Here is an 18,298-nt window from a genome sequence, read left to right on the forward strand (position 1 = left end):
GGGTACAGCTTACCGGGCATTTTTTGATAATGATGGCTTAATAATGGCGACTAAATATCTCAATCCTTACACCGATTTCGGCTTTAAAAAGCTGTTCGGCGAAGAAGCCAGTAAAGACCTGTTGGTGGATTTTTTAAACCAACTGTTGCCGCCCCAGCATCAAGTGGCGGAGTTGAGTTTTAAGAACCCCGAAAAAATGCCCGGCACAGCGAAAGAGCGCAAGGCGATTTTTGACATTTACTGTAAGAACGTCAATGGCGAGCAGTTTATCGTCGAGATGCAGAAAGCCAAGGTGAAGTTTTTCAAAGACCGTTCACTGTTTTATTCGACTTTTCCGATTAAGAACCAAGCCCAAAAAGGCGGCTGGTCGTTCAAGCTACTGCCCGTATACATGATCGCCATTTTGGATTTTGTCTATGACGAACAGGAAGAGGCGGCGAAATTCCGCCGCGATGTTTGTCTGAAAGACCAGGACGGCGATATTTTCTACGATAAGCTGCATTTTAAGTTTCTGCAAATGCCCTTGTTTAACAAACAGGCGGATGAATTGGCAACGCACTTTGACAAGTGGCTGTATTTTCTTAAAAATCTGGAGAACTTCGACCATATCCCCGCGATACTTAATGAGCCGATTTTCCAAAAAGGTTTTGAGATTGCCGAATTGGCGCAGTTGCGGCCTAAGCAGTTGGATGATTACCAAAAAAGCTTGTTGGAATATTGGGAAGTGAAAAATGTAATGGATACATCGTTTGAGGAAGGGGTTGTGAAAGGTAAAGAGGAAGGCTTGGCGGAAGGGATGGCGAAAGGCAAAGAAGAAGGTTTGCTGGAAGGGATGACGAAAGGCAAGGAAGAGGGGCTACTGGCGGGTAAGTATGCTATTGCTAAGACAATGTTGGCGGACGGTGAGCCTTTGGAGAAAATTATCCGTTACACGCAATTGTCCGCCGAGCAAATTGCGGCTTTGAATGGTACGCGCAAGTAGCCTTCTTGTCGGCTACTTGCGGCAAAGGCGGGCTGTCCGCGCTCCAACGGGATTAATAGGGCGCTTCGCTAGGCTTGGGCTTTAAATTTTCGGGGTCTTCAGTGCCGCCACTGCGCATAAAGCCAAATACGCTGGTGATTTTTTCCCATAAGGTTTTGTCCAAGTCGCGCTTAGGCACGTTGATGGTCTGCTCTTTAGGGGCTTTGATAGTGGGTACGCCGCCGCCCGGTTTCAGGTCGCCTTGCATTCCGGCCAGTTCGTCGCCGTTAAACACTAAGGTGACGCGCTTTTTCACTTCGTCTTGGCCGCTGACTTTATCGGCATAGATATAATCCCAACGGGATTGGTGGAAGACGTTTTTCAGCATTGGCGAACCCATGATATATAGCACTTGGCGTTTGCTCATGTGCGGTTTGAGCTGGTCTATCATGTCCTGTTCGACAATATTGCCTTGCTGAATTTCCAACGTATATACGCCGGGCAGGTGGTTTAAGACCATAGAACAGGAGGCTAGGGTTAGTGATAGCAGACAGACGGAAAAAAGCGGTTTACTCATGGGGCCGGCAAGTTCGGTTAAAAACGTAAAATCATACAGGATGTTAAACGATTATCCTATAAAACTGTCATGCCTTGATGGCTTGAAAAAGGCTACAATGGACAGAATTTTCACCCACTGCCGCCATTGCGGCGAACCGGAGTTTACCAATGGAATCCCATGATTTAAGAAATGCGGGCTTAAAAGTGACGCTGCCGCGCGTTAAGATCCTGCAAATTTTAGAAAAACAGCTTAACGAGCGGCATTTGACGGCGGAAAAGGTCTATAAAATTCTCCTCAGCGAAAATGAGGAAATTGGTTTGGCGACCGTTTACCGGGTACTGACCCAGTTTGAGGCGGCAGGCCTGGTGACCCGCCACCATTTTGAAGGCGGCAATTCGGTGTTTGAATTGGCGACCGCCGACCATCATGACCATATTATGTGCATGAAATGCGGCAAGGTCGATGAATTTACCGATCATGTGATTGAAACCCGCCAGAAAGAAATTGCCGACCGGCTCGGTTATGAACTGACTGACCACGGCCTGTATTTATACGGTTTTTGCCCTCATTGCAGAAAATCCTGATTTTTCCTCCTACCGATACTATTCATGTTTAAACCCTTAATATTTTATATCGGCCTGCGTTATACGCGGGCAGAGCGGCGCACACAGTTTATCTCCTTTGTTACCTTGGCATCGGTGCTGGGTATTGCCTTAAGTGTGGTCGCTTTAATCACGGTGCTGTCGGTGATGAACGGTTTTGTCGAGCAGATCAGTGCGCGTATGCTCAGCATGACCGCCCATGCGACGATGACCGGAAAATACGGGCAATTAGACGATTGGCAAGCCCTAGACCAAAAACTGGCGAATATACCGCATGTCCAAGGCGCAGCGCCGTTTATTAACGGGCAGGTGATGATTAACGCCGATAGGCGGGTTAGTGGTACGGTGCTAACCGGGGTGTTGCCGGATAAGGAAGCTAATGTCTCGGAAGTCGCGCAGAAAATGGTTGACGGCAAACTGGGCGATTTGGTGGCTGGGCAATACGGTATTGTTTTGGGGGCGGAGTTGGCTAATTATTTGGGGGTGATGATGGGCGATAAAATCACCGTCATCAGCCCGCAGGTCAATTCTACGCCAGCGGGGGTGGTGCCTCGGATGCGCCGCTTTACCGTGGTCGGCATTTTTAAGGTGGGCATGTTTGAATATGACCGCAATATGGCTTTTATCCATTTGGACGATGCCGCGAAGCTGTTCCGCATGGAGGGGGCGGTGTCGGCGGTGCGCATCCGGCTGGATAATTTGTTGGATGCCCCGCGCATTACCTTGGCGTTGGCCAACCAATTTGCCGGTGAGTATGCGGTCAGCGATTGGACAAAGGCGCACGATAATTTTTTCCAGGCCATTAAAATGGAAAAGCGGGTGATGTCGATCATTTTGCTGCTGATGGTTGCCGTGGCGGCGTTTAATATTGTCTCGACGCTGATTATGGTGGTGACGGATAAGCGCGGCGATATTGCCATTTTGAAGACCCAAGGCCTGACTTCGGGTTCGGTGATGGGCATTTTTATGGTGCTGGGCACGGTGATCGGTTTGGCGGGGACGGCTTTGGGTGTGGTCGGCGGGGTGTTGCTGTCGCTGAATATCGCCGATTTGATCCATGCCATTGAAGAGGCGACCGGGTTTAAATTTTTATCGGCGGAAATCTATTACATCAGCGATTTGCCTTCTAAATTGCTGTGGACGGATGTTTATGGCATCGCGGGCATGGCGTTTTTGCTGTCCTTATTAGCCACCATTTATCCCGCTTGGCAAGCGTCGAAAGTCAATCCGGCGGAGGTGTTGCGTTATGAATAAGCCAGCTATTTTAACTTGCCAGAATCTGACCAAACGCTATAGCCAAGGTGAGTTGGATGTCGAGGTCTTAAAAGGCGTTAACTTGCAGATAGGCATCGGTGAACAAATTGCCATTATGGGCGCGTCCGGTTCCGGCAAAAGCACCTTGCTGCATTTACTGGGCGGTTTGGATAAGCCCACGGGCGGCGAGGTGGTGTTGGACGGGGTGAACTTGAACAAGGTCAGCAGTAGCCAGCAGGCGAAACTGCGCAACAAGTCGCTGGGCTTTATCTACCAATCGCACCATTTGCTGGGCGAGTTTACCGTCTTGGAAAACGTCGCCATGCCGTTGTTGATTGCCGGGCTGTCGGTCGCCGAGGCGAAAGTCCGCGCTACGACCTTATTGCAACGGGTCGGTTTGGGGCATCGTATCGCCCATAAGCCGGGGGAATTGTCCGGCGGTGAACGCCAACGCGCCGCTGTGGCGCGGGCGTTAATCAACAAACCAGCGGTGATTTTAGCGGATGAGCCGACCGGAAATTTGGACAGCAAAACCGCCGAACAGGTTTATCAATTAATGTTGGAACTGAACCAAGAATTGCAGGTGAGTTTTTTGGTGGTGACGCATGACCATGAACTGGCAGCGAAGATGGGTAAGGTGTTGCACATGGAGGATGGGGTGATTGTGGGGGGATAGGTAACTGTTCTCGCGTAGCCAAGCCGTATTCTCCGATACAACAGATAAGCATAAGCAACCATTATGATTAAAGAATTAAGGCTAAAAAACTGGAAAAGCTTTGCCGATGCCACGCTGTATATTGATCCGCTGACGTTGTTGATAGGTACTAATGCCAGCGGTAAGTCGAATGCGTTGGATGCTTTGTTGTTTTTGCATCGGCTGGCTTCTAGGGAGGAGGTTTTTCAGGCAATTAATGGTGATGATGACATTACGCTTCCGCCTTTGCATGGTGGGGCTGAATGGGTTTGCCTTAAACCGTACAAGCAATTTACGCTTGAGGTTTTGGCGGATGGTGTGGAGGCAAACCAAGATTGCCGTTATGTGTTGACAGTTCAGGTTAATCAAGCTGATATTAATATTATTGATGAGAGCTTAACTCTGTTGACTTATGAGTCTGGGAGCAGGCTTTCACCTGAAGAAAAAACTCTTTTCAGTAGCGATGATGATTGGACGAATACATGTTTTCTGAGTTTATTTATATCTATATCATTAGGTAAAAGCAAAAATCTTATACGGGATAGGCTTTTTGAAGCAGATGTTATTATCAGTATCGATTATTTTCTCGCACAACTTAAGAAAATTTTCATATTTGATCCCATCCCTAGCCATATACGCGGTTACGCGCCTCTGTCAGAAAAGCTCAAGACCGATGGTTCCAATATTGCAGGTGTTTTAGCAGCGCTTGAACCCTCGCGTAAAGAAGAAGTTGAAGCAACGCTAACAAACTACTTTAAATCCTTGCCGGAATCGGACATTAAACGGGTCTGGACAGAAACGGTCGGCAAGTTTAATTCCGATGCCATGCTCTACTGCGAAGAAGGCTGGGGTGAGGCGGCCAGCCATGAGATAGACGCGCGCGGCATGTCTGATGGTAGCTTGCGTTATCTGGCGATAGTTACCGCGCTGCTAACGCGGGAAAAAGGCAGTTTGTTGGTGATTGAAGAGGTTGATAACGGTTTGCACCCTTCACGGGCGCATTTGCTGTTAGAAATGCTGAGGACATTGGGCAAAGAGCGTGGGGTGGATGTGATTGTAACCACCCATAACCCTGCGTTACTGGATGCGGCAGGCGGCAAAATGTTGCCGTTCATTACCGTGGCGCACCGTGACGGCAAAACGGGTGTAAGCCAGCTAATCCAGCTTGAGGACGTTAACCAATTGCCCAAGCTGATGGCTTCGGGCAGTTTAGGCAAGCTTAGCACGGAAGGGCGGATTGAGGCCGCTTTGAAGCGTGAGGATGCGCAGTGAGAAAAGTGCTGATTATCGACACCAGCATTTTATGTGTTTGGTTGGCTGTGCCAGGTAAAGATACTTGCGGCTCAGATGATAACCGCTGGGATAAGCGGCGGGTCGATCAAACGATTCAAGACGAGCTGCAAGCCCAAACGACGTTTGTCTTGCCCTTAGCCGCCCTTATTGAAACGGGCAACCATATCGCCCAAGCTCCTGCTTATCGGTTTGAGCGCGGGCTAGCCTTGGCGGATTTGTTGCGCAAGGCGGCGGATAGTGAAACCCCGTGGGCGGCGTTTTCTGAACAATCTAGCTTATGGTCGCCGGAAAAGCTTAAATATCTCGCTGACACTTGGCCTAAATTGGCGGCGCAAGAGCTATCATTAGGCGATGCGACCATCAAAGATGTCGCCGACTATTATGCTCAAATGAATTATGAAGTGGAAATTCTTACCGGCGATAAAGGCTTAAAAGCCTATCAACCCAGTGTGCCGCCGGATGTGCCTAGACGTAGGCAGCGGCGTTGACCGCCTATGATGGTCATCGCCCCGGCTTTTTTAGCAGGGATTGTGCTGGTGCAGCAATTGGCGCAGTTGCCGTCGTGGTACGGGCTGGTGCTGTGTGCCGTGGCGGCGGGGCTGATGGCGTATTGGCGGTGGCTCTTCGGGGTGTTTTTCTTCTTGGGAGTGCTTTGGGCGGCATTGTTTGCCCAGTACCGTCTCGCTGACCGCTTGCCCGTGGCATTGTCGGGTGTCGATATGGTCGTTACCGGGCGCATTGCCGATTTGCCGGAGCAGGCCGAGCATCTGGTGCGTTTTGATTTGCAGGTTACGGACGCGCCGCCGCAGATCCCGTCGAAAATACGGTTGAGTTGGTATGCACCTGAGCAGGCGCTAAAGGCGGGACAGTTATGGACGTTTACCGTGAAGCTTAAGCCGCCGCACGGGACGCTCAATCCCGGCGGCTTTGATTACGAACGCTGGCTGTTCACCGAAGGTATGGGGGCGACGGGCAGTGTCCGCCCCTTTCCTAAGGCGGTGCAGGTGGCGGAAGCCTCGTGGCGGACACCGCTGGCGTTATGGCGGCAAGCGGTCAGTGACCGCTTGTCGGCAGTGCCGATACCTGCCGAGTCTATCGCGTTGCTGAAAGCCTTAACTATCGGTTTCGGCAATGACATTAGCCCAGCGGCTTGGACGGTGTTCCGGCAAACCGGCACCACCCATTTGGTGGTCATTTCCGGCTCCCATATCGGCCTGATTGCGGGCGGCGTGTATTGGTTAGTGGCGCGGTTGTGGGCGCGGACGGGCTATCTGGCATGGTCGCCGCCACGGGTGGCGGCGCTGGCGGCATTAGTGGCGGGGACTGTCTATGCCGGGTTGGCGGGGTTTTCCGTACCCGCGCAACGCGCCGTAGTCATGTTGGCGGTGATGATGTTGGCGATTGTTTGGCAGCGTCCGGTGCGGCCTTTTTATACCTTGGCCTTAGCGTCGTTTGTGGTGTTGGTTTATGACCCGTTGGCGGTGTTGTCGCCGGGATTTTGGTTGTCTTATTTTGCCGTTGCGGTGATTTTCTACGCTATTACCGGGCGTTTGGGCAAGCCGCATTATCTGAGCGAAGCTATCCGTATCAATTGGCTTACCTCGGTGGGGTTATCGCCGCTGTTGCTGTTCTTTTTTCAGCAAGTGTCTTTGTGCGCACCGTTAGCCAATATGGTGGCCGTGCCGGTGATCAGTTTTTTGTTAGTGCCGCTGGCCTTACTTGCTACGCTGTTACTGTTTGTTTACGCGCCTTTGGCGAATATGTTACTGGGGGCGGCGGATAAGTTATTGCAGGGTTTGATGTGGCTATTATCTGGTATGGCGCAATGGCCTTGGGCTAGCCTTAACCATCCGCAACCTTCCGGCTGGGCCTTGGCTATGGCGGTGTTGGGCTTATTGTTGCTGTTCGCCCCGCGTGGGTTGCCGTCGCGGTTTTTAGGGGCGGTGATGCTGTTACCGCTGCTGTTCCCGGATAGCCAGAAATTGCGCCCCGGCGAGTTGAATGTGACCGTGTTGGATGTCGGGCAAGGTTTGGCGGTGGCGGTGCAGACGGCTAACCATTGGCTGGTCTACGACACGGGCGCGAAGTTTTCCGCGCAAAGCGACAGCGGGTTGCAAGTCATCTTGCCGTTTCTGCGTTTGCAAGGGGTGGCGCGGTTGGATAAGCTGATGATCAGTCATGGCGATAATGACCATATCGGCGGTGCGGAATCGCTGTTGCATGAAATCCCGGCGGCTGAGGTGTTGACCAGTGTGCCGCAACTTTTGCAGGCCTACGCGCCGCAACAATGTGTGGCGGGGCAAGCGTGGCAGTGGGATGGGGTTAGCTTTACGGTCTTATCGCCGCCGTCCGGGCTGTTTGTCTCGGAGAATGACAATTCTTGTGTCGTCAAAATCACCTCGGCTTATGGTTCGGTGCTGTTGACGGGGGATATAGAGCGGGGGGCGGAACTCGGTTTGTTGAGGACGTATGGCGACCAGTTACACGCCGATGTGTTGGTCGCGCCCCATCATGGCAGTAAGACCTCGTCAACGGCTTCATTTTTGCAAATCGTGCAAGCGGAAACCGTTATTATCCCGGCGGGTTTCCAAAATCCGTTTGGCCATCCCCACGCGAAAATCCTGCAACGTTATCAAGCGTTAGGGGCGCAAGTGTTGAATACCGCCGACAGCGGTGCGGTGACTGTCCACTATGCGAATGGCATTAAGGCCTTGGCGTGGTTCCGGCACAGCGAGGCGCGGTATTGGCATTATCGCTGAGCATGAACGGCCTTAGCGTCTGGGTAACGGCGAAGAAAAAAACCTTATTCGGGCAAGAATGTTATAGAATAAACGGTTTTGAAAATTACTGCCGGGATTCACCGGCCCATAATAAAACAGTGGCTTAAGAATTATGCGATGTCCGTTTTGTGGAGCACACGATACCCGCGTACTGGATTCCAGATTAGCGAATGAAGGCGATCAGGTGCGCCGCCGTCGTGAATGTAATGTCTGTAAAGAGCGCTTTACCACGTTTGAAGTGGCGGAGCTGACCATGCCGCGCGTGATTAAACGCGGTGGTGTGCGGGAGCCGTTTGATGAAAAGAAATTGCGTTCGGGGATGTTGAAGGCTTTGGAAAAGCGTCCCGTCGAAGGCGATGCCATAGAAGCCGCCGTCAACCGTATCAAAAAAGACTTGATGGTGTTGGGTGAGCGGGAAATTTCGGCGCAGGAACTGGGCGAAAAAGTCATGAAAGAATTGAGCGGCCTGGATCATGTCGCTTTTGTGCGCTTTGCTTCGGTGTACCGTAGCTTTCAGGATGTCAGCGAGTTTACCCAAATGATCGCCGATTTACAGAAGACCAGTTAATGTCCCAATCCGCCCGCGATGATGCATTTTATATGGCGCGTGCCGTCCAGTTGGCGGCAAATGGCCGCTATACCACAGACCCTAATCCACGGGTCGGCTGTGTATTGGTCAGGGACGGCGTGATTATTGGCGAAGGTTGGCATCAACAGGCCGGTTTTGCCCATGCCGAAGTGGCTGCACTCAATAGCGTTGCCAATGCCCAAGGGGCGACCGCTTATGTGACGCTGGAGCCGTGCAGCCATTTTGGCCGGACTCCGCCTTGTTGCGACGCGCTGATTAAGGCGGGTGTCCGCCGTGTTGTCGCCGCTATGGCAGACCCGAATCCATTGGTGGCAGGGCAGGGCTTGGCGCGGCTTAAGGCGGCTGGCTGTGAGGTGCAGGTCGGTGTTTTGGCCGCCGATGCCCAGGCCTTGAACCGGGGCTTTATCAAACGGATGACCGGGCAAGGCCCGTGGGTGCGCAGTAAATTGGCGATGAGCTTGGATGGGCGCACCGCTTGCGCGTCTGGAGAAAGCCAATGGATTACCGCCGCCCCAGCGCGGGCTGATGTCCATCGCCTACGCGCTGAAAGCTCGGCGATTTTGACGGGCGTTAATACCGTGCTGGCGGATGATCCGAGCTTGAATGCGCGGGTCGATTTTCCGGTGTTGCAACCGATTAGGGTTGTGCTGGACACGCATTTACAAACGCCGCCGACGGCGCGGATGGCGGCTCTGTCGGGTCGCTCGTTAATCTTGACTTGCTCGGATGATGCGGCTAAGCAACAACGCTTACAAGCGGCGGGGTTTGAGGTGTACCGTTTGCCGGATAAAAATGCTCGCTTGGATTTGTCTGAAGTCATGCGCTTTTTGGCCGACCAGCAGATTAATGAAGTCTTGGTGGAGGCAGGAGCGGTGCTGAACGGTGCTTTGCTTGCCGAAAACTTAGTGGATGAGATTGTTGTCTATATGGCACCGTCAATCTTAGGCGACCAAGGGCGCGGCCTGTTCCACCTGCCTCAGGCGTTGGCGATGGCGGATAAGAAGGAATTGCAGTTGTTGGATGTGCGGCAAGTGGGCGGGGATTTGCGCTTGACGTTGCGGCCTCACGATAAAATATAGGGTGCGATAATCATTTAAAGCATTTTAGTTAACTAGCGAATAAAACAAACCATGTTCACAGGCATCATTCTAGCCATAGGCAAAATTTCCGCTATCCAACGTAAGGCGGGCGATTTCCGTTTGCAAATCGATACGGGTAAGCTGCCGCTTCAAGACGTGCAGTTGGGTGATAGTATTGCCGTTAACGGCGTGTGCCTGACGGCGGTGGAGTTGGGGGTGCGGCATTTTTGTGCCGATGTTTCTAACGAAACCTGGGAGCGGACGACGCTGAGCCAAGCGGCGGTAGGTACGGCGGTTAATTTGGAATTGGCGTTAACACCGTCCACGCGCATGGGCGGGCATATTGTCAGCGGCCATGTGGACGGCATCGGCAAGGTGGTTGGCAGGCGGCAGGATGGGCGTTCGCAGCGTTTTACCGTGCAAGTGCCTGATGGCTTGGCGAAGTATATCGCCGAAAAAGGTTCCATTTGCATCAACGGTATCAGTTTGACGGTCAACGAAGTCAACGGCGCGTTGTTTGGGGTTAATATCGTCCCGCATACCTTGCAGGAAACCACGCTGGACACGGCGGTGGTGGGTACGGCGGTGAATCTGGAAGTGGATATTCTGGCGCGGTATATGGAGCGGCTGATGCGTGGCGAGGCGGCGGCGCAGCCGTACGGCGGCGTTACCGAAGATTTATTGAAAAAAAGCGGCTTTTTCGGTTGACCTTGGCGGGTACGGTTTGCCGTCGGGGCTTTATGGCACGGTAGCGGAGGTTCCGCTCTTAGACCTAGCAGGTCTCACTCTCAATTAGGCAACAATGAACACTATCGAAGAAATTATCGCCGATTTACGGCAGGGTAAAATGGTCATTATCATGGATGATGAAGACCGCGAGAATGAAGGCGATTTGGTGATGGCGGCTGCCTTTACCCGCCCGGAAGATGTCAATTTTATGGCCCGTTATGGGCGCGGGCTGATTTGCCTGACCTTAACGCCTGAGCGTTGCCAACAATTGCGCTTGCCGTTGATGGTCAATGAAAATAAAACCCCGCATTCGACTAATTTCACCGTGTCGATAGAAGCGGCCACGGGGGTGACGACGGGTATTTCCGCCGCTGATCGGGCGCGTACCATCCAGTGTGCGGTCGCCCATAGTGCCAAGCCGGATGATTTGGTGCAGCCTGGGCATATTTTTCCGTTGATGGCGAAATCCGGCGGCGTGCTCAACCGTGCCGGACATACCGAGGCGGGTTGTGATCTGGCGCGGTTGGCGGGGGTGGAAGCGGCGGCGGTGATTGTCGAGATTTTGAATGAAGACGGTTCTATGGCGCGGTTGCCGGATTTGCAGGCGTTCGCCCAGCAGCATGGGCTGAAAATCGGCACTATCGCCGATTTGATCCATTACCGTATCCAACATGAAAACACGTTGGAGCGGATTAGCGAATGCGCTTATCCTACTGAGTTTGGCGAGTTCCGTCTGTATGCCTATCAAGACTGTAATGACGATAATGTGCATTTGGCTTTGGTGATGGGGCAGGTGTCGGGTGACGAGCCGGTGTTGGTGCGGGTTCATGCCCGGAATCTGTTGGATGACGTGTTTTCGTCCAAACGTAGCGACTGTAATATGCCTGTCCGTTTGGCTATGCAAAAGATTGCCGAAGAAGGCCGTGGCGTGTTGGTGATTATCCGCCAAAGCGAAAATAATAAGGCCTTAGCGGAGCTGATCCACAGTTACCAATTAGAAGATAATGGCATTGCCCATGCCGGACAAACGGTTGATCCCGATTGGCGCACCACAGGCACAGGGGCGCGGATTTTGGCAGATTTGGGGGTGCATAAGTTGAAGGTGCTGGGAACCCAGAAAAAATATATCGCCCTATCGGGGTTTGATTTGGAAGTCGCCGAGCATGTCGGTTGAAGTTTATTAAGTAAGGTCAGTAGAGAATATCATGTCAAAAATAAAAACCTATGAAGGGATTTTTTCCGCACAAGGCGGAAAATTTTGTATTGTTGCTTCACGTTTTAACAGCTTTATTGTTGAGCAGCTCGAAGCGGGGGCGGTTGACGCGTTGGTGCGTCATGGTGCGGATAAAGACGATATCCATTTAGTCAAAGCCCCTGGGGCGTTTGAATTGCCGATGGTAGTGCAGCGTGTTGCCGCCAGCAAAAAATACGATGCGATTATTGCCGTGGGCGCGGTGATACGCGGCGGCACTCCGCATTTTGAGTATGTGGCGGGCGAGTGTGTGAAGGGTTTGGCGCAGGTGTCTTTGCAATATAATATCCCAGTCAGTTTTGGTGTGTTAACGGTTGATACCATTGAGCAAGCGATAGAACGTGCCGGAACCAAAGCGGGCAATAAAGGTGCGGAAGCGGCGTTGTCTGCTATCGAGATGGTCAGTTTGTTTAAAAATATGGAACTTTAATGAGTCAGGCCCGCACCAACGCGCGTAAGGCAGCGGTACAAGCCTTGTACCAATGGCAAATGACCGGACAAAATCTGAGCTTGATCGAGCGGCAGTTTGGCGAAGAAGATTGGCTGAAAGATGTGCAGAAAAGTTATTTTAAGGAACTGTTCCACGGTGTGCCCGAACATCTTGACACCATAGACCAGGCTTTGGCGGAATTTGTCGACCGTGAGGTGGATTTGATTGATCCGGTGGAGCGGGCGATTTTGCGCATCGGCACTTACGAATTACTGTTCCGTCTGAATATGCCCTATAAGGTGGTGCTGAACGAAAGCATCAATTTGGCAAAATGTTTCGGCGCGGACGGCAGCCACAAGTATGTGAATGGCATTTTGGATAAGATTGCCCGGCAAAAGCGGGTGGTCGAAATGCAAGCCCAGCAACAAGCCGCGCAATAACGCGTTAATTGGTTCATGGCCTTATCCGAATTTGGTTTGATCCAGCGGTTTTTTACCCGTCAGACGGTTACCCACCGCTCTACGGCCTTGGGTATAGGTGATGACTGCGCGTTGTTGGACATACCCGACGGCTACCAATTGGCGGTCACTGCCGATACCATGGTCGAAAACGTGCATTTTTTTGCCGGGACAGACCCTTATCGCTTAGGCCATAAGCTATTGGCGGTGAATCTGAGCGACCTTGCCAGTATGGGCGCACAGCCCTTGTCGGTGACTTTGGCGTTAACCTTGCCGCGTGTTGACGAGGCTTGGCTGGCGGCGTTCGCCCAAGGTTTTTTGGCTTTGGCGGGGCAGTTTGGGGTAGATTTGATTGGCGGCGACACCACGTCAGGGCCATTGACCTTAACGGTGCAAGCTATGGGCTTAGTGCCGCGCGGACAGGCGTTGTTGCGCTCTGGCGCTCAAGTCGGCGATGATATTTATTTGAGCGGGGCGTTAGGCGATGCCGGGCTCGGCCTAAAAGTCCTCCAAGGCTATGCGTACCTTGAGCTGGAGGCGGCTTTAAACCGCTTTCACTGCCCTGTGCCTAGGGTCGCCACCGGTTTGGCTATCCGGCCTATTGCGACGGCTTGTATCGACCTTTCTGACGGTCTGGCGGGAGATTTAGGGCATATTCTCAGGCTGAGCCGGGTCGGGGCGTGTGTGGATTGGGCGGCCTTGCCTTTATCGGCGGCGGTGCAGGGGTATTGTCAGGCTACGGGCGATTGGCGGATGCCTTTGGTTGCGGGCGATGATTATGAGTTATGTTTTACCGTACCGCCGCAGTTGGCGGCACAAGTACCCGCCGAGTGCCGGAAGATTGGTGTGATCGACGCGGGCGCAGGTTTGCGCTTGCGTAAAGACGGGCTTCTCCATTCTATAGACACCAAAGGTTATGAGCATTTTTCTTGAGACGGTCGGCATCAATAAACTCACTCCCAAGCAGATATTAACCGACCCCGTGCTATTTTTGGCATTTGGTTTCGGTTCAGGGCTGGCCAGAAAAGCCCCCGGCACCTTTGGTACTGTTGCCGCCATTCCCTTGTATTGTATGTTTGCACAAACAGAATTGCTGTTGTACAGTATTTTGACGCTGCTGGTGACGGGGGTAGGGGTCTGGTTGTGTGGGGTAGCTGCCGACAAGCTGGGCGAGCATGATTTTGGCGGTATTGTCTGGGACGAGATTGCCGGATACCTGATCACCTTATGGTTGGTGCCATTCAGTTGGGCGGCGGTGTTTTGGGGCTTTGTGCTGTTCCGTATTTTTGATATTGCTAAACCCTGGCCTATCCGTTGGATAGACCGCCATGTCCACGGCGGTTTGGGTATTATGCTCGACGATGTGTTGGCCGGGGTATTTGCGGGTATCTTATTATGGCTGATGGCGGGGCAGGGCTGGTTAAGTTAAGGCTGTTGGGGGATACCCCCAACAGCCCATAGTTCGCCTGGTTTTTTGTAGGAATCGCTTAAATCGGCAGGTCGTCAACCTTTTCTGCCGCTTCATCAATTGCATCATGTGCGGTATTGCCTACTGTAGGTACGATAGAAACGACCGCGCCGCCGACCCGCATCGGGACGCTGACAAGTTTGGTAAACAAGCAGCCTTGTAACAGGCTGGCCAGAGCGACCAATAACAGCGCATTTTTTACTTTCATGTTGAACTCCTAAGTGTCATAAAACAGCTAATCGAAAACGTACAATAACCTGCTCCGTCTGAAACAGCAACTGTGTTGAACTTTTCCCCTTAACCCTTCTTCTTAAGCCCTTTATTTTTCTGTTCTAGGCCTTCATGAAATCTGCATTGAGCCGTTGCGGCTTTTTAGTTGCCAGTATTATATTATCCGCGTGTAGCTCTTTTGATCCTGCAATGTCTGTGCAGAATGGCCTTTTACCGTTGGCAAAAATCTTCCCTACCGTCAATTTACCTTCATCGGCATTCGCGGCCAGTATTATTGCCTCGCCCTTGCTGGATACCGCTCACGGTAAGCCGCGCCTGATTGTGCCTGCATCCGATGGGGTCGTGGCGATATTGGATGCGGAAACGGGCACGTTATTGTGGCGGTTGCAAATGCCTGCCGATCCTGGCGAGCAAATCCAACTGATTTCTACGCCTGTGATGATAGGCGATAAATTGGTGGTTTCTTATCAATGTTTGCGGCAGGGGGTGCGCACCCGCCACCAATTGGTGGTGGTCGACCTTAAGCATCAGCGCATTGACGACAGTTTTCCGAGCTTGACCTTTACCGCCGAACAGCCCAGCTCCGACGGTAAGGGTATGGTCAAATTTAATCCGCCGACCGTTTTTTCCCATGCCGAGCTAAAACATATTGATAGGGTCGATAGCCAATACGGCTTGGTCTATGCCGCGTTTGGCAATGCGGGTGATGTGCAGCCTTATCATGGCTGGGTTTTTGAAATCGATATGGATGCTTGGCGGCGGCAGGGCGTGGCGGGAGCGGTTAAAAATGTCTTATTGACCACGCCCGAAGCCGATTGCCCGGTGAAAATGGAATACGGCACGCAGGAAATGATTTGTGGCGGCGGCGTGTGGGTGCCGACCGGGCCGCTGGTGGTCGATAATCAAGGTGATGTCGATTTGTTTATCCCCACAGGTAATGGCCAAGTCGATTTGGTGCGGCATGATTATGCCAATGCTTTGCTGCGGGTTAAACCCGGCTTGCAGTTTGACGCCGCGTGTGATGCCCAGTTGTGCGAGGCCTTTAATCCGAAGCAACCCAGCGCCGCTTGTTTGGAGTCTTGTAAAAATCTGTTTATTCCCCGTTTGGCGGCGCATAATGCACCGTTAAAACCGCCTTACCATGAATGTGACGATAAGGATTTTTGGGAGTGTTTGGCGTGGATGGATTATGATTTAGGCGGCAACACGCCGATAAAAGTCAGCCTGCCGAACGGGCAGACCGTGTTGGTGCAAGCGGGTAAGGATGGGGCGGCTTATTTGATTGATGCCGAGCAGTTGGGCAAACAATATGACCGCTTGCAAATCGCCCCTGTGTGCGGTTCGGCAACCGATTTATGTAAGCTGAGCTGGGCGGGGATGATTGTGACCCAGCCTGTGCAAACGGCTGTGGGCGGTGATCCGGTTGTGGTTATCCCGGCCTTCAATGCCGACCAGACCCATTCATCGGGCGTGGTTGCTTTAAAAGTGGTTTTAGCCGATGGCCAGCCCAGACTCAAGCCCTTTTGGACGTTTCCTAAGGCCGGACAGGCCGAAGCCTTACAGATGTTCAGGAGCCACCCCTCTTTTCCGGCCCTTACCACTCATTTGGGGGCTAACGGCGAGGCGATTATCTGGATTGTCGACATCGGCACCCACGGTACGCTGTACGGTATCCGCGCCCAAGACGGGGCGGTGGTCGTCAAACAGACCCTGCAAGGTACTGGCAGGCAATTGTCCATGCCTCTGATTGTTGGGGATATGATTTATCTGTCGTCAAAAATGCCTGGTACGGGTAAGGCGATGATTGAGGCCTATCGGATTGGCGGTTAGGCGTGCCTAATTAGACTTTTTACCAAAATAATGCAAAAATCCGGTTTATACATCACGCTAAATCCTTTATTACGCCAATGCTGATTCGTTTTGGATGTGCCAACTACAAATCCATTTATGGCTATCAAGAATTGCTGTTCACTGCCTCTAGCTTGAAAGATCCTCAAGCTGATGTGCTGAAAAACGTTGGTATCCCTGAGCCTGTTTTGCCCAGTATTGGCATTTATGGGGCGAATGCGTCAGGGAAGACGAATATGATTGAGGCCTTGGCGTTTTTAGTGGGTTTTATTAATGATTCTTATGCGCAAGCTAAGCCAAATGGCATTAAGCGGTCTATCTTTAAGCTAAATTCCAATGCCAAAGTTGAAGTAAGCGAGTTCGACATTGATTTTATCTTTGCCGATAAGCATTATCATTATGGATTTAAAATTAATGATGAGGCGGTGGCAGAAGAATGGTTGTTTGCTTATGCTTATGATAAGCGTAAATCTAGGAAGGTCTTATTTCATAGAAGTATAGCCGAAGAGAATGTTTATAAATTCAGCAGCCATTTAAAAGGTGAAAATAGGCTTATTGCCAAGCTTACTAGGGCGAACAGCTTATATTTGAGTACGGCGGCCCAAAATAATCACGAACTTTTAGGGGCGATTTATAGCTGTTTTAACTTAAGTTTTTTCTTTAGGATTAATTATAATTATCATCAACAGCTTTTGCAGTCATTGTTTATGGTACCTATTCTTAAGGAATGTGGCACATTAAAGCAAGTATCTTATTTTATAAGTAATTCTGGATCAGGAATAGATGCTGTTGAATTAAAAACCAAAGACCGTGACGATATTGAGCTTAAGATCTTAAACGGCTTACAAAATGTTGTTAATGATTCTTTAGGCGACCACGCCCTCAATATGGATACTTTGATTAAAGATGGCGATATTATTGAACTGGCTCATAAGGATCAACACGGCAATATTGTACCGTTTGATTTGGAAGAGGAAAGCCTTGGCACTAAAGCGCTGGTCGCGTTATTAGCCCCTGCATTTAAAGTCTTAAATCAGGGCGGTGTCTTTATTGTTGATGAAATTGAATCTAGCCTGCATGTGTTCTTAACCCTTCAAATAATCAAGCTGTTTAACCGTAAAGAGACCAACCCCAAAGGGGCGCAGTTGCTCTTCACCACGCATGAAACCCATATTTTGTGCAGCAATATCTTAAGGCGCGACCAGATTTGGTTTTCTGAAAAAGCGCCGGATGGCGCGACCGTCATCGCCCCTTTAACGGATTACCAATTACGCGCAACGGACAATATCCAAAAAGGTTATTTAGAAGGGCGGTTTGGTGCCATTCCGTTCTTGGGGGATATGCAACAGCTTTTCCAAAGCGAAAGCCCTTCCAATGGCTAGAAAAATTCCGTCCTCCAGACCGACAAGCCGGAAACCAGCCAATAAGTCCCCTAAGTTTTTAATTATCGCGGTCTGCGAAGGCAAAAACACGGAACCGGCATATTTGAAAAGTTTTGCCAGGCATTATGGTAACGGCTTGGTGGAGGTTGAGACGGTAGCCCCGGCCGGTGCGCCCTTAACGATTGTGCAGACCGCTGTCGCCCGAAAAAAGGCGCGTGACGGGCGGAAGAAAACCGATAGTTTTGATAAGCTGTTTGAAGTCTGGGCGGTATTCGATAGGGATGAGCATCCCAATATCCCCCAAGCGCTTGATATGGCCAAAGCCAATAACGTGCAGATAGCCATATCCAATCCCTGCATAGAAATCTGGCCGTTATTGCATTTTGCAGACCATCAAGCCCCTATTCACAGGCATAAGTTGCAACGGGAATTGGCGGAACACATGCCAAGCTATCAGTCGGACGGCAGTAAAATAATTGACTTTGAAGCCATTAAAGATAGGTTTACGGTAGCCAGAACCCGCGCAGAACGGCAATTGGCCGGGCATGAGGCTACGGGCGATCCGTATGGGAACCCGTCAACCACGCTCTATCGGTTATTGGATAAAATTATACAAAATGGCATTGTGCCTAGCTCTGGGGATGGGCATAAAACTACCTGAAAATGGTTTTCTGAACCTAATTTAACCC

Annotated in this window: 20 protein-coding genes; 18 read left to right on the forward strand and 2 right to left on the reverse strand. The window is 51.3% G+C overall.

The window, feature by feature from the left end; genetic code table 11:
• Nucleotides 1–43: 43 nt before the first annotated feature.
• Nucleotides 44–982, forward strand: coding sequence for an Rpn family recombination-promoting nuclease/putative transposase (locus tag AADEFJLK_RS05770; protein WP_103973640.1), 939 nt, complete (start codon nucleotides 44–46; stop codon nucleotides 980–982).
• Between the two features lie 52 nt (nucleotides 983–1,034).
• Here AADEFJLK_RS05770 and AADEFJLK_RS05775 read toward each other — a convergent pair whose 3' ends face one another.
• Nucleotides 1,035–1,538 (reverse strand): outer membrane protein assembly factor BamE, encoded by a 504-nt coding sequence (locus AADEFJLK_RS05775; protein ID WP_103973641.1) that lies wholly within the window; start codon nucleotides 1,536–1,538, stop codon nucleotides 1,035–1,037.
• 149 nt (nucleotides 1,539–1,687) lie between these two features.
• Between AADEFJLK_RS05775 and fur the strand changes: the two genes are divergently transcribed.
• The 14 genes from fur to AADEFJLK_RS05845 all read left to right on the forward strand — a co-directional run bounded on the left by fur (nucleotide 1,688) and on the right by AADEFJLK_RS05845 (nucleotide 14,109).
• Complete coding sequence (gene fur, locus AADEFJLK_RS05780; protein ID WP_088617618.1) at nucleotides 1,688–2,104, forward strand: ferric iron uptake transcriptional regulator; 417 nt, start codon at nucleotides 1,688–1,690, stop codon at nucleotides 2,102–2,104.
• A 24-nt stretch (nucleotides 2,105–2,128) separates the two neighbouring features.
• Nucleotides 2,129–3,376, forward strand: coding sequence for a lipoprotein-releasing ABC transporter permease subunit (locus AADEFJLK_RS05785; protein WP_103973642.1), 1,248 nt, complete (start codon nucleotides 2,129–2,131; stop codon nucleotides 3,374–3,376).
• Nucleotides 3,369–4,052, forward strand: a complete 684-nt coding sequence (lolD, locus tag AADEFJLK_RS05790; protein ID WP_088617616.1) for a lipoprotein-releasing ABC transporter ATP-binding protein LolD — start codon at nucleotides 3,369–3,371, stop codon at nucleotides 4,050–4,052. Before AADEFJLK_RS05785 ends, lolD begins: the two co-directional genes overlap by 8 nt.
• Nucleotides 4,053–4,115: 63 nt before the next feature.
• Nucleotides 4,116–5,342 carry an AAA family ATPase gene (locus AADEFJLK_RS05795; RefSeq protein ID WP_103973643.1) on the forward strand — a complete coding sequence of 409 codons (1,227 nt, stop codon included), beginning with the start codon at nucleotides 4,116–4,118 and terminating at the stop codon, nucleotides 5,340–5,342.
• Nucleotides 5,339–5,851, forward strand: coding sequence for a hypothetical protein (locus tag AADEFJLK_RS05800; protein WP_103973644.1), 513 nt, complete (start codon nucleotides 5,339–5,341; stop codon nucleotides 5,849–5,851). The genes AADEFJLK_RS05795 and AADEFJLK_RS05800 overlap by 4 nt, the downstream gene beginning before the upstream one ends.
• Before the next feature lie 6 nt (nucleotides 5,852–5,857).
• Entirely contained in the window at nucleotides 5,858–8,122 is a 2,265-nt protein-coding gene (locus AADEFJLK_RS05805; protein ID WP_103973645.1) for a DNA internalization-related competence protein ComEC/Rec2, read from the forward strand.
• A gap of 133 nt (nucleotides 8,123–8,255) precedes the next feature.
• Nucleotides 8,256–8,711, forward strand: a complete 456-nt coding sequence (gene nrdR / locus AADEFJLK_RS05810; RefSeq protein WP_088617612.1) for a transcriptional regulator NrdR — start codon at nucleotides 8,256–8,258, stop codon at nucleotides 8,709–8,711.
• Nucleotides 8,711–9,811, forward strand: a complete 1,101-nt coding sequence (gene ribD, locus AADEFJLK_RS05815; RefSeq protein WP_103973646.1) for a bifunctional diaminohydroxyphosphoribosylaminopyrimidine deaminase/5-amino-6-(5-phosphoribosylamino)uracil reductase RibD — start codon at nucleotides 8,711–8,713, stop codon at nucleotides 9,809–9,811. Before nrdR ends, ribD begins: the two co-directional genes overlap by 1 nt.
• Nucleotides 9,812–9,862: 51 nt before the next feature.
• A complete protein-coding gene (locus tag AADEFJLK_RS05820; RefSeq protein ID WP_103973647.1) occupies nucleotides 9,863–10,519 on the forward strand; it encodes a riboflavin synthase in 657 nt (218 codons plus the stop codon).
• Nucleotides 10,520–10,613: 94 nt separating this feature from the next.
• A complete protein-coding gene (ribBA, locus tag AADEFJLK_RS05825) occupies nucleotides 10,614–11,714 on the forward strand; it encodes a bifunctional 3,4-dihydroxy-2-butanone-4-phosphate synthase/GTP cyclohydrolase II (RefSeq protein ID WP_103973648.1) in 1,101 nt (366 codons plus the stop codon).
• 31 nt (nucleotides 11,715–11,745) lie between these two features.
• Nucleotides 11,746–12,222, forward strand: a complete 477-nt coding sequence (gene ribH / locus AADEFJLK_RS05830) for a 6,7-dimethyl-8-ribityllumazine synthase (protein WP_088617605.1) — start codon at nucleotides 11,746–11,748, stop codon at nucleotides 12,220–12,222.
• Nucleotides 12,222–12,662 (forward strand): transcription antitermination factor NusB, encoded by a 441-nt coding sequence (nusB, locus tag AADEFJLK_RS05835; protein WP_088617604.1) that lies wholly within the window; start codon nucleotides 12,222–12,224, stop codon nucleotides 12,660–12,662. Before ribH ends, nusB begins: the two co-directional genes overlap by 1 nt.
• A gap of 15 nt (nucleotides 12,663–12,677) precedes the next feature.
• Complete coding sequence (gene thiL, locus AADEFJLK_RS05840) at nucleotides 12,678–13,613, forward strand: thiamine-phosphate kinase (RefSeq protein WP_103973649.1); 936 nt, start codon at nucleotides 12,678–12,680, stop codon at nucleotides 13,611–13,613.
• Complete coding sequence (locus AADEFJLK_RS05845) at nucleotides 13,597–14,109, forward strand: phosphatidylglycerophosphatase A family protein (protein ID WP_103973650.1); 513 nt, start codon at nucleotides 13,597–13,599, stop codon at nucleotides 14,107–14,109. The genes thiL and AADEFJLK_RS05845 overlap by 17 nt, the downstream gene beginning before the upstream one ends.
• Nucleotides 14,110–14,167: 58 nt before the next feature.
• Here the strand turns inward: AADEFJLK_RS05845 and AADEFJLK_RS05850 are convergent, their stop codons facing one another.
• Nucleotides 14,168–14,356 carry a DUF6726 family protein gene (locus AADEFJLK_RS05850; protein WP_088617601.1) on the reverse strand — a complete coding sequence of 63 codons (189 nt, stop codon included), beginning with the start codon at nucleotides 14,354–14,356 and terminating at the stop codon, nucleotides 14,168–14,170.
• A gap of 212 nt (nucleotides 14,357–14,568) precedes the next feature.
• On the opposite strand from AADEFJLK_RS05850, the gene AADEFJLK_RS05855 reads away from it, so the two are divergent.
• The 3 genes from AADEFJLK_RS05855 (at nucleotide 14,569) to AADEFJLK_RS05865 (ending at nucleotide 18,270) form a co-directional block, all read left to right on the forward strand.
• Nucleotides 14,569–16,209, forward strand: coding sequence for a PQQ-like beta-propeller repeat protein (locus AADEFJLK_RS05855; RefSeq protein ID WP_249027989.1), 1,641 nt, complete (start codon nucleotides 14,569–14,571; stop codon nucleotides 16,207–16,209).
• 77 nt (nucleotides 16,210–16,286) lie between these two features.
• Nucleotides 16,287–17,609: an AAA family ATPase gene (locus tag AADEFJLK_RS05860; protein ID WP_103973652.1), complete on the forward strand. Its 1,323-nt coding sequence runs from the start codon at nucleotides 16,287–16,289 to the stop codon at nucleotides 17,607–17,609.
• Nucleotides 17,602–18,270 (forward strand): RloB family protein, encoded by a 669-nt coding sequence (locus AADEFJLK_RS05865; RefSeq protein WP_103973653.1) that lies wholly within the window; start codon nucleotides 17,602–17,604, stop codon nucleotides 18,268–18,270. Before AADEFJLK_RS05860 ends, AADEFJLK_RS05865 begins: the two co-directional genes overlap by 8 nt.
• Nucleotides 18,271–18,298: the final 28 nt, after the last annotated feature.

Source organism: Methylovulum psychrotolerans, assembly GCF_002923755.1.
GTDB classification, from domain to species: Bacteria; Pseudomonadota; Gammaproteobacteria; order Methylococcales; family Methylomonadaceae; genus Methylovulum; species Methylovulum psychrotolerans.

Bases quoted from the DNA above. Each gene is read 5' to 3' on its own strand.
- AADEFJLK_RS05865 (WP_103973653.1), top strand. From the start codon at position 17,602: ATGGCTAGAAAAATTCCGTCCTCCAGACCGACAAGCCGGAAACCAGCC.
- AADEFJLK_RS05850 (WP_088617601.1), bottom strand. From the start codon at position 14,356: ATGAAAGTAAAAAATGCGCTGTTATTGGTCGCTCTGGCCAGCCTGTTA.
- AADEFJLK_RS05805 (WP_103973645.1), top strand. From the start codon at position 5,858: ATGATGGTCATCGCCCCGGCTTTTTTAGCAGGGATTGTGCTGGTGCAG.
- thiL (WP_103973649.1), top strand. From the start codon at position 12,678: ATGGCCTTATCCGAATTTGGTTTGATCCAGCGGTTTTTTACCCGTCAG.
- AADEFJLK_RS05860 (WP_103973652.1), top strand. From the start codon at position 16,287: ATGCTGATTCGTTTTGGATGTGCCAACTACAAATCCATTTATGGCTAT.
- AADEFJLK_RS05795 (WP_103973643.1), top strand. From the start codon at position 4,116: ATGATTAAAGAATTAAGGCTAAAAAACTGGAAAAGCTTTGCCGATGCC.
- lolD (WP_088617616.1), top strand. From the start codon at position 3,369: ATGAATAAGCCAGCTATTTTAACTTGCCAGAATCTGACCAAACGCTAT.
- AADEFJLK_RS05785 (WP_103973642.1), top strand. From the start codon at position 2,129: ATGTTTAAACCCTTAATATTTTATATCGGCCTGCGTTATACGCGGGCA.
- ribD (WP_103973646.1), top strand. From the start codon at position 8,711: ATGTCCCAATCCGCCCGCGATGATGCATTTTATATGGCGCGTGCCGTC.
- AADEFJLK_RS05855 (WP_249027989.1), top strand. From the start codon at position 14,569: ATGTCTGTGCAGAATGGCCTTTTACCGTTGGCAAAAATCTTCCCTACC.
- AADEFJLK_RS05775 (WP_103973641.1), bottom strand. From the start codon at position 1,538: ATGAGTAAACCGCTTTTTTCCGTCTGTCTGCTATCACTAACCCTAGCC.
- fur (WP_088617618.1), top strand. From the start codon at position 1,688: ATGGAATCCCATGATTTAAGAAATGCGGGCTTAAAAGTGACGCTGCCG.
- nrdR (WP_088617612.1), top strand. From the start codon at position 8,256: ATGCGATGTCCGTTTTGTGGAGCACACGATACCCGCGTACTGGATTCC.
- ribH (WP_088617605.1), top strand. From the start codon at position 11,746: ATGTCAAAAATAAAAACCTATGAAGGGATTTTTTCCGCACAAGGCGGA.
- AADEFJLK_RS05770 (WP_103973640.1), top strand. From the start codon at position 44: ATGGCGACTAAATATCTCAATCCTTACACCGATTTCGGCTTTAAAAAG.
- ribBA (WP_103973648.1), top strand. From the start codon at position 10,614: ATGAACACTATCGAAGAAATTATCGCCGATTTACGGCAGGGTAAAATG.
- nusB (WP_088617604.1), top strand. From the start codon at position 12,222: ATGAGTCAGGCCCGCACCAACGCGCGTAAGGCAGCGGTACAAGCCTTG.
- AADEFJLK_RS05845 (WP_103973650.1), top strand. From the start codon at position 13,597: ATGAGCATTTTTCTTGAGACGGTCGGCATCAATAAACTCACTCCCAAG.
- AADEFJLK_RS05820 (WP_103973647.1), top strand. From the start codon at position 9,863: ATGTTCACAGGCATCATTCTAGCCATAGGCAAAATTTCCGCTATCCAA.